Here is a 13,225-nt window from a genome sequence, read left to right as displayed (position 1 = left end):
AGAGTTGGCTAAAGGTAGCCAACTCTTTACTATGTTAAATGAAAAATAATGCAGCTAATGTAATTCCGAAGATGAAACCAAATCCGAGTTCAACACCCCAGCCACCACCGCCGCAACCACAACTACTACAACCACGACCACCACATCCGCAGCTGCTGAATCCACCACCGCATCCGAATCCACAACTATCACACCTGCTAAGGCCTCCACAAAGGTCACAACCACCGTTTGCATAAGCGTCGTAGTATCCGAACCCTGAATCAAAAGATGAGCGCTGTTGCACCGGTTCGATCCATACAGAGTTTTGTGTCACATCGATTATTTTACCTAAATGTATACGGCCATCACGGTCTTCAATCCGAACAACTTTTCCGAAATAACGTTGGCATGTATCATAACATTTTTGTCTATGCATATTCTTTCCTCCTTCCGCATTACAGTAATACGATATGTAAGGGGGACAAGTGCGGCTTGTACGAATGCCCTATCTATCATAATTGTTATAGGAAAGGGGAAATATAAGAAGAGGATATATAAGGAGGAAAAGGCATGAAATCTACAGATCAGTTTCAGACATACGAAGTACCATGGAAAGATTTTATTGAAGCGTTACGAGAGGAAATGAAGAAGCAAGTAGGGACAGATATTATTGATACAGTAGTTTGCAATTTAGAAGATGGTTTTGAAGTGTATACATATGTGCAGGGGGATTTAGATTTTGAATATAAGGAAGCGCTTGAGAGAAAATACGGAAGTGATGCGAAGACACCTAATGTGTTAACGATAATGTTATTAGCTAGTATTTATAATACAAGTGAAGAGAATATACGCTTGCATGCGGATAATAAAGAGAATCCGATTGTTGAAGTGTATGTAAAGCAATGAAACACGCTGTGGAAGGCGTGTTTTTTATTTGTATGATAAAATGTTAGAAAATTGAGAAATAAGGTGAAGGATTGGGAATTAAACATCTTAATTTAACAGTTACAGATGTAACAGCAGCTAGAGAGTTTTTAGAGAAGTATTTTGGTCTAATTTGTAGTGGAACAAGGGGAAATGGCTTTGCAGTTATGCGTGATAATGATGGATTTATACTAACTTTAATGAAAGGAAAAGAAGTTCAGTATCCAAAAACATTTCACGTAGGATTTCCACAAGAAAGTGAAGAACAAGTAGATAAGATAAATCAAAGATTGAAGGAAGATGGATTTTTGGTCGAGCCTCCTAAGCATGTCCATGCGTATACGTTTTATGTTGAAGCACCTGGTGGATTTACAATAGAAGTGATGTGTTAAGTCAAAAATCAAACTTTTTGTTATGTGTTTTTAAAATAAAAAGTAGGAAAAGTCTGTTTTAAGTGTGGAGCTTAAACAGGCTTTTTTACTTATAGTATCGGATAGGAAACGCTAGAAGGAATAATATTCAGTTCTTATAACTGTTTACATAATAAAATTATGCTGGGTTCGTTGTCCTAAAATACAAGTCATATATCTTGTTTCCTCTCATAAATTTAAACATAGGAATTTGTCTACAAAGGTGGCGAAGCCTCATCATGAAAATCCGAATTTGTGCCACGTTCATGTTGTTTCTATTTATATGTTTACCTTTATCAGCTTTTGCAAAAGGAGAGGAGGCAAAGGAAAGGGTCGTTTCACTTGTATATGACGATTCGGGCAGCATGAGAAATAACGATCGCTGGAAATATGCCAATTATGCTTTGCAAAGTTTAGTTGCGCTATTGGATGAAAAAGATAAATTTTCTTACGTTCCAATGAGTAAGCCGAATGAGCCATTAAACATTTCGTTAACGAAGGATAAAAGGCAAACAGAAATTGAGGGAATTGGAGCATGGAAAACGTATTTAAATACTCCATTTAGCGCGGTAGAAACGGCGATACAATCTATAAAAAAGGAAGCAGATATAGATGGAAAACGTGAATTTTGGCTTATTGTATTAACTGACGGGGCATTTAATGATTTAGAGAAAGATAAGGTTGGCGGAAAAGAACAAATTTTGCAGAAATTAGCCCAGTTTAAGAAAGAAATGGATGCAAAAAAGATATCGTTACATCCAGTCTTAATTACGATGGAAGAAGATTTAGGACAACAAGAAAAAGAAAAACTAAATACGTTCAAGGAAATATGGAAGAAAGAGATAAATGGTGTTACGATGCCGTCAAGCGGAGAAGATGGCATTGTAAAAAGTGTAAATCAAGTGGCAGCATTAGTTGCAAATCGTGATCCATTCTCCTCTGTTGAATCGATTGTAAAAACGAAAGTAGTGGGGAAAAGAGTAGAGATTACAACACCGTTTCCGTTAAAGCGTATGACGCTTGTACGACAATCGTCTTCTCTGCCCGATTATCAGGTCACACAAATTTCTAAACCATTACAATTACAATCTTCTTTTTCCATACATGCACCAGGAGAAGCAAAATTGTTCGGAAATATAGTTCATATAAGTACGGAAAATGAGGAAGTTATTAAACCAGGAACTTATACGATAGAAGTGGACCAGGACATTGAGAAAGAAGGACTACAAGTACTAGTTGAACCAGCGCTTAATTATACGGTTTCTACTTATGCCAAAGATGATAGTAGTCAAAAAAATGTAGAGAAAATGTATGAAGGTGTTACTGCTGTTATTGAAGCAAAGCCTACGGAGTTGCCAGTTCAGTCTTCTTACTTTCAGGCAGAATTAGAAATAGAAGGAAAACAGTACCCGATGAAGTGGGACGATAAAAAACATGTATTTTACTACGAAATGAAGATTGCTAAAGGGCTAGTGCGTGGGAAAGTTCATATGAACATAAAGGGATTTTACAGACAGACGAAAGAATTTAAAATCGAAGTAACGGAAAAACCAAAATTATCACTACAAACGATTACGAAAGATTATGAAGAAAAAGTAACAAATTTAGAGAATAGTAAACCGTTTATTATACAACCACAGTTAGATGGTAAGCCGATGACAGAAGAGGCTGTAAAGAAACTATTAAAATCTACTGGTGTCACATCTAAACAATCAATCAACTATGAAATAAAGCAACATGGAAATCAAATCTATGTTTATCCTCGTCCCTATTACTCCGACACATTTAATTTTACAGATACCGGCACCGTAGAAGCTACCATCGTAATGCAGGATTCAAAGTTACAAGAAGTAAAGAAAAACATAACATTCCATATTCAAGATGCTCCGTTTTATGAAAAATATGCGCTTATTTTTAAGTTTGTCATTCCTATCACTTTATTACTGTTAGTAGTAGGAATCATTGTTTTAGGATGGATTGTTCGGCCAAGATTTCACCGGAAAGCACTACTGTATTATGAATGGGATCAAGAGGTAGCGAAAGATTGGCTATATCAATCTGAACCAGAATTACTTCGAAATAAATGGTGGAACCATTATTTTGGGATCCCATTTAGAGCAGAAAGAAAAACTGTGCAATCCGTTACATTTATAGCGAAGAAAGGTTCGAAATCTGTCTTTGTAGCGAAAGAATCACAAGTAGTTGGAATGATTATTGATGGAATGTTTATAACAGAGGATGAAGTAGGAATGGAACATAAGACACTATATCCAAATGAACTTTTACTAATTGATAGAGGATATGGTAAGGAGATTTACAAGTACGAATGTGAATAGTAGGTAGGGATAAGAAGGGGATGGAGTATTCATTCTCTTTCCCTTTTTTCAAACAAGCAAGAATAGGAAGGTGGTTCACATGACATTACAAGTTCCAACAATATTAATTGGTTTAGGTGGAATCGGTAGTACTGTGACGCATCAAATATATGAAAAACTGCCTGAAGAGCGCCGAAAAAAGGTAGCAATGCACGTATTTGATACAGATGTGAATACATTAAGTAAATTTGATCATATTCGAAAGTTTAAGACACAAACAAGTTCTAGTAAAACGCCTAGGGAGTATATTGCAGGAGATCCAACGATCCCAGAGTGGTTTCCGATGGATCCGACTATACTTGATAAGCCATTAACAGAAGGAGCAGGACAGTTACGCGTTATTTCACGTTTAGCGTTACGTGCTGCGATGAAAGAAGATAAATTGACGTCTTTTTGGCAAGAAATCGAGAAAATTTTTCCGGTTACAAGTGATCAAACGGAATATGGTGTGCGTGTCATTATAGTAACATCACTAGCAGGCGGAACAGGTTCAGGGATGTTTCTGCAAATTGCATTATATTTACGTGAAATGCTTCGGAAGAAATTGCAGCATCATAACATTTTAATACGCGGTGCGTTTTTAATGCCGGATGTTTTAGTAAAGACGAGAACAGTTAGCGCGAAAGAATTTGAAACGGTGCAAGCAAATGGCTATGCATCGTTAAAAGAATTACATGCTATTACGCTCGGTTCTACTGGAGAATTATCAAAACGCGGCGGTGTAACAATTGAATTAGAGTATCGCCCTGATCAAGTAGATGAAGACGGAAGAACGAATCATACAATTAAACAACATCATTTACCGTACAATTATTGTTTCTTATACGATTATGAAAACCTACATGGACACCATTTACACAATTTATTAGATTATATGGAACAGATGGCAAATACAATTTATTTACAGTTATTTAGCCCGATGTCCACAAGTCATTTTGCACAAGAAGACAATCAAATTCAGCAATTAGCAGAATCAAGCGGAAAAGGACGATATTGCGGGGCAGGAACGGCAAAACTCATTTATCCGTATGAGCATGTGTTAAAATATTGTGCTTTAAAATGGGCTGTGCAAGGTTTAGATGAATCGTGGCTTCATTTAGATCAACTGTTTCAAGAGAAGAAGCAAAGATATGACCAAGATGTAAAACGTGGGATGCAGCGTGAAAAGCCGGAGAGAGGTAAAAGTTATTTAGAGGACTTGGAACATCTTGCTACCCGTCCAGAGCAAGCTCATATTTTCTATAGACAAATGTACAATGAAACACGTGAAGGAGCAGAGGGTGGTAAGCTCGGAGTTGCGAAATCAAAACTGTTTTTAGAAGCTGTAGAAAGTTATGTACAACGAACGGTGCAAAAAGATGAGGAATTAAATCGTCTGCAACATGAGTGTAAAATTTCAGCTGCGAAACTGAAAATGATGGAACAAATGAAAGGTGAAGTGGCAAGAGTGGATCATGCGGTTCGTTTATATGCGTATGCGATTCCGAGCCGTGTACATGAACATGTAACGACACTTTTATATGACATGATTGAATCAGACCGCTTTTCACCAAGTGGTTCTGAAGGGCAGTCCTATCAATTAAATACATGGTTTTTAAAGAAAACAGATCCAGTTCACCCAGTAGCAGCACGTTTTATGTTATATGAAATTCGAAAGCAGTTAGTGGAAAAAATGAATCGACTACATGAAAATAATGAACAAAAGCGAAATGTAATTCAAAACTACGATAAAAAATTTAATGTGGGTAATATCGATGGAACGGTAACGGCTGTACGCCGAGTAGAAATTGCTCAACAACAAGGCTGGTTTGGAAAAATGATTAATAATCAGCAACGTTTATTCAAAAGAGAATTTGAAGACATTATAACGCAATATGTACACAAATTAAATGAATATCGAAAAGAAATGCTATTAGAACTTGTATATCAATCGCTATATCAAGCAGTTAATAAAATGATTCAATATTGGGAAAGATTTTTTGATAATTTACATGAAACACGTGAAAATTTACTGTTTGAAATCCAAAAGCGCAGTAAGGAATTTGAAGGGAAAACAAACCCGACGAATGTATATGTATTAGCTGAGGAACAGCTGCAAGAAAAGATATGGCAAGATATGCAGCAACATTTAAATTTAGGTGTACTACCGAAAGATATATCAGCGGAAATTTATATGAGTTTGTACGGGGAATATTGTCGTGATGCGAAAACAGAAGAGATTCAGTCGAAAAAGGTAGAGGATTTCTACCGAGAACATATACTGAGCTATTGTTATGACGAACTGCAAGTACGCTATCGTGATAAATTAGAACTGAATATCATTGAAGCGTTGCGAAAAGAAGCAGATTATAAGAAACGTGATCGCGATGAATACGTTCGTGAAAAAATTGAAGACCTGTTCCATTTAGCGAGTCCATTCGTTCCGAAAGTTGCTCATCATAGGGAATTACAATATTGGGGTATACATCCTTCTTTAAAGAAAGAGCTGCAAGAGGAATTAATTCAAGAAATGTTTAAAGAAAAAGATACAGTACATGAAGCCTTTTCGCCATTTGAAGTAATCTGTTATCGAGCGCATTACGGCTTATCGCTGCAAGATTTTCCTAAATTATCATCAGGACATATTTCAAACGGATTTATGAATGATAAAGGTGACTATTTCCAATCGTATTATCGCCGTGTAAATAAATTAAATAGTAAAAAATCTAGTTTAACGCCGCATTTAGATAAGTATTGGCACTTACCAGCCTTTATGCCAGATTTAAACGCGACTCAAACAAAATTAGATTATGATAAATGTAATCGTGCATTACTATACGCATATATGTATCGCTGGATTAGTTTAGTTGCTGTTGATGGACAGTTTGTGTATCAATATAACGGTGTGGGACGTAGCTTTTTAATTCAGTCGATGGGAAAAAATATTTCAAGCGAAAGTTATAAATTACACAGAGCATTGCTTCATAATCCGTTTATTTATGAAAACATCTTGTCACGATTTGAAGAAGAGCAAGAAAAGGCGATGATACAAGGTGGACATTTATATACACATCCGTTCGTATTAGGAGCCCAAGATGTAAGATGGCTTAGAAAAGAACATGTCCACAATCTTTTAGACATGATTTTAATGTATGACCGTGAAGCGAAGTATGATCCGACGTTAGAAGAAACATCAGATGAATTATTAAGACTATTCCTTGATGAAATCGAGTTGTATTTCCAGAACTATTACGGCACAGGTGCTGATATGGTTGCAAAGAAAGAGAAAGAAATGTTTATTAAACAATTGTGGGATCGCTCGCATGCGAAAGGATATGTAGATCCAAATAGCGCTCCGTATAAAAAATGGCAAAATTTATTAAGTATTCAAGATGAAGAAGAAACGCCAAAAACGAATGTATAGTGAATGAAAAGGGAATCCTTAAAAGTGGCAATACAACTTTAGAAAAGAGGGATTCTGATGCCGTTTTTAGGAAGTGTATATCAAATATTTGGGTTATATCCGGAACTTTATTATGGGATGATTTCAGCAGAGTTGCAAGAGGAAGCTCAGAAGGAGCATCTTGAAAATAGTAGTGCAGAAGCTGAAGTGGAAGAATAAAAAAAAGTGCAGATGAAAATCTGCACTTTTTTGTTAGTATTAAAATGGTGAAATAACCTCAAGTGAATTATTATTTTTGAATAATAATTCATTTGAGGTTATTATGATTTTCATTACATTGTATGTAATGAAAATTGTATGAAAATCAATGTAATAAAATGCATATGAATATTAAGGTGGAAAACAACAATGTTTTTGAGAAAATAATTATGTATAAAAATAACATTTGATACATAATCAGCCGATTATTTTTGAGTGATTTATTATTGACAATATAATTAATTGTATGATAAATTCAATCAGCATTCTTAATGGTTTTTTGGTATGGTTAATATTTTGAAAATTCAATACGGTATAAAGAGATTGATTTTTCTGTTTTTATTGAGACGGGTTACTAAGTCTATAGGGGAAGTGAACTATGTATATTTTTATTTTTAAAATAGAACAGTAATAAAGAATGTAACAAGTAAGAGATAAACTTGAAAAAGAGGTTTCAAAGAATGAGTCTTTTCATAAAGAAAGCAATGGATGAAGAAAAGAAAAAAGTATTGAATCAAACTTTAGGAGCGATTGATTTAACTCTTTTAGGTATTGGAGCAATTATTGGTACAGGTATTTTCGTATTAACTGGTATTGTAGCAGCGAAACATGCTGGTCCGGCGATTGTATTATCTTTTGTATTAGCGGCAATTATATGTGCATGTGTAGCTTTCTGTTATGCTGAATTTGCATCTACAGTTCCAGTTTCGGGAAGTGTATATTCATATACATATATGACACTAGGTGAGATTTTTGCATTTATAGTTGGCTGGTGTGTTATGCTGGAGTATTTATTAGCGACTTCTGCGGTTGCAGCAGGCTGGTCAGCATATTTTCAGTCATTGCTACTAGGTTTTAATATTCACATTCCTACGGTTTTTGCTTCGGCACCAGGAATGGGGAAGGGTGGAATCATTGATTTACCAGCAGTTCTTATTATTTTAGTTGTTACATTTTTATTAAGCCGTGGTGCAAAAGAAAGTGCACGAATTAATAATATAATGGTTATTATTAAACTGGCTGTTATTGTAGGATTTATTGTTGTAGGGACACAATATGTAAGACCAGAGAATTGGCAACCATTTCTACCGTTTGGTTTTCACGGTGTGGTAGGGGGCGCTGCTACTGTATTTTTTGCTTTTTTAGGATTTGATGCAGTTGCAACAGCCGCAGAGGAAGTGAAGCGTCCACAACGTAACGTGCCAATTGGGCTACTTGTTTCCTTGTTCATTTGTACCGTTCTATATGTAGGTGTTTCATTCGTGCTAACTGGAATGGTTCCGTTTACGGAATTAAATGTTGCTGATCCGGTTGCATATGCGTTGCGCACTGTAGGAGAAGATAGAATTGCTGGGTTGTTATCGGTGGGAGCGATAGCAGGGCTAACAACAGTTCTGTTAGTAGCTATGTTTGCATTTGTTCGTGTATCTTACTCGATGAGTCGAGATGGACTGTTACCAAAAAGACTTTCAAGTGTCCATAAACGTTTACAAACTCCATTTTTTAATACGTGGGTTACAGGTATACTAGCAGCTTTATTAGCGGGATTAGTGGATTTGAATTTATTAGCTAATTTAGTGAATATGGGAACGATAACAGCATTTGTGTTTGTATCTATAGCTGTCATTGTATTAAGAAAGACACATCCTAATATGAAGAGGCCATTCCGTGCCCCTCTAGTACCTTTTTTACCTATCGTTTCAATAGTAAGTTGTATATATTTGGCATTGAACCTTTCTAAGCTTACTTTAATTAGTTTTGTGGCATGGATTATAATAGGGGTTTTCATATATTTTGTATATGCTAAAAAACATAGTAATGTTAGAAATAGAAATAAAGTATAGTCCATTGAAATAATACTTGTAATGGAAATGAAAACACGCTACTTATTCATATAAGAACAAGTAGCGTGTTTTTTCTATTTAATAATCCCATTTTCTAAAATTTTAATAGTTGGTGCCACTTTCACATTAGCTTTTGAAAAGGCACTCGGCCAATCATCTTCGACTTGTTTCCATTCTTTATATTGAAACGCTCTCGCATAATCACCAAATCCGAATGGATCAAGTTGCTGTTTTTGAATGTTGTGGATTAAATCGTTCAAATCTTTGTTTAGTTGTTTTGTAATAAGAGAAGTTAATTTCTTTCTATCTTTGTCTATATCCATATTGAATGTAAGTTCAGAGACAGCAATTTTCAAATCCATTTTAACATGAAATTTGAAGTGGTTATCGCTATAATCTGTATGGATATCACGATCCATGCTAAGAACATTTATTGTTACGAAATCGCCGCCATCGGTATCTTTTAAATCACTATTACTTTCAACTGAAGTAGAAGGGATTTTCAATGTAAGCGAAACCGGTGTATTCGCTTTCTTTTGTAACAAAAGAAGAAGGGCGCTTTCATAACGATTTAATGACATTTTATAAATTCCGCGAGAAGTTAATAGCGCGGAACCAGTAACGATAACATCCTTTTTACCTTTTTTTATTTCTGAAATAGCAGGTGTTATACCTTTATTAAACGTTTGCCTGTGAAATTCATGGAATGTCGTAAAAACGGTCCGATTGTACAGTTTGTTCGTATTAATTAAATCTGTTAAATACTCGGGAAGGGCAGGCTTATCTTTAAAGTTATTATATATAACTGAAGAAATTGGACCGTCTACTGCAACCATGCGCATGTTTCCAGTGTTTTTAGGATCACGATACCAAACATCAAGGTAAGGCATAGCCCCTTCTTGTTTTAAAAAATTTGTGCTAAATAAAATGAGCTGTAACTTTTCTGTAGATACTAAACCGCCACTTGAACTATTAAACGTTGCTTTTGCTTCTCGAGGTGTACGTACTTTAGCTTCATGTGTTTCGTACTTTTTTTCTACGTCTTCATTAAAAATAGGATTTACGTGGTACACAATTAATTTTCCTTTTGCTTTTGCATCAAAGCCGTAAATTAATGAAATCGATTGTTTTTCTAAGTCGAGTCGATCTCCACAGCCTGTTAAAAAGGTTATGAGAAAGTAAAGTATAGTGAAATGAATAAAGCGCCTCATTTAAACTCTTCTCCTTTTCCAATGCTGATAAAGTGTCATGTATAAGAGAAATACGACCGGGAATAGAAAAACGATAAAATAACTTGCAGTTCCCCAAAATTCTCGCAACGCACTTATTTGGTAAGAGGAAGGGATATAAAAGAATAAGATGAAGATACACCCGAATAATAAACCATAAATAGGTAATGAACTGCTTTTTTTGTTAAGTAATTGATTAATTCCATCTGAAGCAGTGAAAATATAAGGAATACAGGAATCAAAAATGATAAAGAGATAAAATGACAAAAAGATAATTTCAAATCGTTCCAGAAAAGAAAAGTGAAATGGTGTAACGAGAGAAAGGGTAGGCCATAAAAACTTAGTTATACCATCTGGGCTAAAATAAAGGAAAGAAACGAACGTCACTTGCAGGTAAACGAATAAAGTAATCATATTTGCAATAACAATCCCTTTTTTTGCAGATGATTTATTACTGAGGTAAGGATAAAGGACGAATGCAAACTCAAATCCGAGAAAGGCAATAATAGTTGATTTTACTGTGTTGAAAACTGGTATCCATCCCTCTTTAAGGAGAGGAAGAAGATAGATCCAATGCCCATCTTTAAGTGGGATAAATAATAGTAATGGCATCCAGAGTGTAAATAAGACAGTAAAAACAGCATAGCGGCTAATAATAAGAACACCTTTACATGCGAGCATTACCATTGGAATAGATAATAGCATCATGATTAAAAACATTGGAGATCTAGGCAAAATCCAAATGTGAATAACGTATAAGAGGGAAAAAATTAAAGAAACCGCTGCAAGAACAGCATATAAAATCCAAAAAATCATTCCTACTCTTCCTAACCATTTTCCAAGATAACGAGTTAGCACATCAAGTAAATGGTAACCAGGATGCTTCTCCATGATTTTTACAATACATAGACTGACTAAAGTAGTGATAGCGCATCCTATAATAATAGACATCCAGCCATCTGTATTCGCCCCTTGGGCCACTTCACGTGGCAGTGTAAGTACACCGAATCCTACTTGAACACCACTAATCGTTAAAATGTATTGAAATAAACTAATCTCCCTCTTTACACGCTTTGTCACTTATCTTCCTCCTTTTCTTCTATATCCGGTTGTCGATTTTCTTGTTTTAAGTTAAGGGATAGTGGTCGTTTCTTCATTAGTTTCCATGGCAAACGCACAAGAACGTCTTTTAAATCCGTAGCAAATGATGGAGAAAAAGGACTACCGTAAGGAACACCAAGTGATTCCATAGAAAGAATATGGATGATGATAACTGACATTCCAACCATAATTCCAATGACTCCGAATAAAGAAGCGATTATCATCATTGGAAAGCGAAGAATCCGAACTCCTGCTGACATTTCCAGATTGGGAATGATAAAAGAAGCGACTGCGGTAATAGATACGACGATAACCATAACATTACTTACGATTCCTGCTTGAACTGCAGCTTGTCCAATGACAATCCCTCCTACGACGCCAATTGTTTGTCCGACGGGACCGGGAAGTCGAACTGCAGCTTCGCGTAGCATTTCAAGTACTAATTCCATCAAAAGTGCTTCTAATATAGGCGGAAAAGGAATTTTGGCTCGAGATTCTCCAATTGTTAACAATAATTTAAGTGGAATTACTTCATAATGAAAGGAAATCATAGCAATATAAAGAGCAGGAGCAAATATTGCAATAAATAGTCCAGTGAAACGAAGGAGTCGTATAAAAGATGGAATCATAGGTCTGAAGCTGTAATCATCTATCGTCTGAAAAAAGGATGAAAAGGTCATAGGTCCTATTAATACGCCTGGTGAGCGATCTACAATAACGGCAATTCGCCCATCTAGAATATGATGTGCTGTTGTGTCAGGACGTTCAGTTATTGATAATTGCGGAAAGAGAGTAAAGGAATTATCTTCAACAAATCCCTCTAATTCACCAGTAGTAAGAATCGCATCAACTTTTACTGACTCGATACGGGATGCCATTTCTTTTACGACATTTTCGTTCGCAACATCTGCTAGATAAAGCAAAAAAACCTTTGAAGTAGCTCGTTCACCAACAGTGAATTCCTTCACTTTCAATTCGCGATTTGGAATATATCGACGAATAAGTGCAAGGCTGTCGCTCGCTACCTCATTAAATCCTTCGTGTGAGCTTTTTATGGAGCTCTCTGTTGTAGGTTCTTCAATGCTCCTTTTTGGTGCCGCTTGCGTATCAAGCTCTAAAGCGGATAGTTGCCCGTTTATAAATAAAATACTTTTGCCGTGTAAAAGAGATTGTTCAATGTCTGTCCACTGTTGAACTTTTTTAATATTTCCGATAGAAACAGAGGCTTCCCAAAAATCGTCTTCATTCCACTCTTTAAATAAGAGAGGACGAAGAATGTTTACGTTAATAACAGTTTTGTCTACAAGTCCTTCCATATATATAAGTGCAGCTTCCTGTCCGTTTTTTAATGGAAAAGTGCGTGTTATTAATTCTGGAATACCGCTAAACAGTTTGGACAAGTGCTTTAAATTAAGGGAAAGGGAAGAAGAGATAGATTTATTTAATGTGTGATTAGCTTGCTCTTGGGTAGAAAAAGATTTTTCACCACGAATCCATTTATTAAAAGACCCCATTTGTTCGCTTACTCCTTGTTATGTTTTATATGGATTATTATGGATAGTTACAAGCTGACATATGCGTAGTTTAAATTTTATATTGTATATTTTTAACTTTAACGCTATAATTATAGTGTTAAAGATGGAATCGTGATATGACCTGTTATGACTCTATCGTTTTATTTATGAATAAATGGATTGGTATTTTAGCAAGATGTGCTAATAAA

General features: G+C 35.6%; 10 protein-coding genes. 6 read left to right on the top strand and 4 right to left on the bottom strand.

Annotated elements, in window-relative coordinates; translation table 11 throughout:
* Nucleotides 1-34 precede the first annotated feature (34 nt).
* Nucleotides 35-415 carry a hypothetical protein gene (locus tag QO049_RS17675; RefSeq protein WP_000554976.1) on the bottom strand — a complete coding sequence of 127 codons (381 nt, stop codon included), beginning with the start codon at nt 413-415 and terminating at the stop codon, nt 35-37.
* Nucleotides 416-549: 134 nt separating this feature from the next.
* On the opposite strand from QO049_RS17675, the gene QO049_RS17670 reads away from it, so the two are divergent.
* The 6 genes from QO049_RS17670 to QO049_RS17645 all read left to right on the top strand — a co-directional run bounded on the left by QO049_RS17670 (nt 550) and on the right by QO049_RS17645 (nt 9,172).
* Entirely contained in the window at nt 550-885 is a 336-nt protein-coding gene (locus QO049_RS17670) for a hypothetical protein (RefSeq protein WP_000842914.1), read from the top strand.
* A gap of 71 nt (nt 886-956) precedes the next feature.
* Complete coding sequence (locus QO049_RS17665; protein ID WP_000511520.1) at nt 957-1,295, top strand: VOC family protein; 339 nt, start codon at nt 957-959, stop codon at nt 1,293-1,295.
* A 257-nt stretch (nt 1,296-1,552) separates the two neighbouring features.
* Entirely contained in the window at nt 1,553-3,649 is a 2,097-nt protein-coding gene (locus QO049_RS17660) for a vWA domain-containing protein (protein WP_284489363.1), read from the top strand.
* 79 nt (nt 3,650-3,728) lie between these two features.
* Nucleotides 3,729-7,091, top strand: coding sequence for a tubulin-like doman-containing protein (locus tag QO049_RS17655; RefSeq protein WP_246960901.1), 3,363 nt, complete (start codon nt 3,729-3,731; stop codon nt 7,089-7,091).
* A 57-nt stretch (nt 7,092-7,148) separates the two neighbouring features.
* Nucleotides 7,149-7,289, top strand: a complete 141-nt coding sequence (locus QO049_RS17650; protein WP_001116193.1) for a hypothetical protein — start codon at nt 7,149-7,151, stop codon at nt 7,287-7,289.
* Between the two features lie 500 nt (nt 7,290-7,789).
* Complete coding sequence (locus QO049_RS17645) at nt 7,790-9,172, top strand: APC family permease (RefSeq protein WP_000051665.1); 1,383 nt, start codon at nt 7,790-7,792, stop codon at nt 9,170-9,172.
* Nucleotides 9,173-9,246: 74 nt separating this feature from the next.
* Here QO049_RS17645 and gerSC read toward each other — a convergent pair whose 3' ends face one another.
* From gerSC to QO049_RS17630, 3 genes are read right to left on the bottom strand one after another with little or no spacing between them, the layout of a single operon-like run.
* The gene (gene gerSC, locus QO049_RS17640; RefSeq protein WP_001252211.1) at nt 9,247-10,383 is read right to left on the bottom strand and encodes a spore germination protein GerSC; all 1,137 of its coding nucleotides are present in this window, start codon (nt 10,381-10,383) and stop codon (nt 9,247-9,249) included.
* Nucleotides 10,384-11,481 carry an endospore germination permease gene (locus tag QO049_RS17635; protein ID WP_061655791.1) on the bottom strand — a complete coding sequence of 366 codons (1,098 nt, stop codon included), beginning with the start codon at nt 11,479-11,481 and terminating at the stop codon, nt 10,384-10,386. It abuts the gene before it with no gap.
* Nucleotides 11,478-13,016: a spore germination protein gene (locus QO049_RS17630; RefSeq protein ID WP_087875637.1), complete on the bottom strand. Its 1,539-nt coding sequence runs from the start codon at nt 13,014-13,016 to the stop codon at nt 11,478-11,480. Before QO049_RS17630 ends, QO049_RS17635 begins: the two co-directional genes overlap by 4 nt.
* Nucleotides 13,017-13,225 lie beyond the last annotated feature (209 nt).

The sequence above is a fragment of the Bacillus sp. RB3 genome, assembly GCF_030164735.1.
Taxonomy (GTDB): Bacteria; Bacillota; Bacilli; order Bacillales; family Bacillaceae_G; genus Bacillus_A; species Bacillus_A cereus.
Note: the sequence above shows the minus strand (reverse complement) of the source record. Positions and strands in the feature narration are given on the sequence as shown.

What these genes read in the sequence shown, in the direction of transcription:
- QO049_RS17630 (WP_087875637.1), bottom strand. Translation starts at nt 13,016, where the DNA reads ATGGGGTCTTTTAATAAATGGATTCGTGGTGAAAAATCTTTTTCTACC.
- QO049_RS17650 (WP_001116193.1), top strand. Translation starts at nt 7,149, where the DNA reads ATGCCGTTTTTAGGAAGTGTATATCAAATATTTGGGTTATATCCGGAA.
- gerSC (WP_001252211.1), bottom strand. Translation starts at nt 10,383, where the DNA reads ATGAGGCGCTTTATTCATTTCACTATACTTTACTTTCTCATAACCTTT.
- QO049_RS17655 (WP_246960901.1), top strand. Translation starts at nt 3,729, where the DNA reads ATGACATTACAAGTTCCAACAATATTAATTGGTTTAGGTGGAATCGGT.
- QO049_RS17645 (WP_000051665.1), top strand. Translation starts at nt 7,790, where the DNA reads ATGAGTCTTTTCATAAAGAAAGCAATGGATGAAGAAAAGAAAAAAGTA.
- QO049_RS17675 (WP_000554976.1), bottom strand. Translation starts at nt 415, where the DNA reads ATGCATAGACAAAAATGTTATGATACATGCCAACGTTATTTCGGAAAA.
- QO049_RS17660 (WP_284489363.1), top strand. Translation starts at nt 1,553, where the DNA reads ATGAAAATCCGAATTTGTGCCACGTTCATGTTGTTTCTATTTATATGT.
- QO049_RS17670 (WP_000842914.1), top strand. Translation starts at nt 550, where the DNA reads ATGAAATCTACAGATCAGTTTCAGACATACGAAGTACCATGGAAAGAT.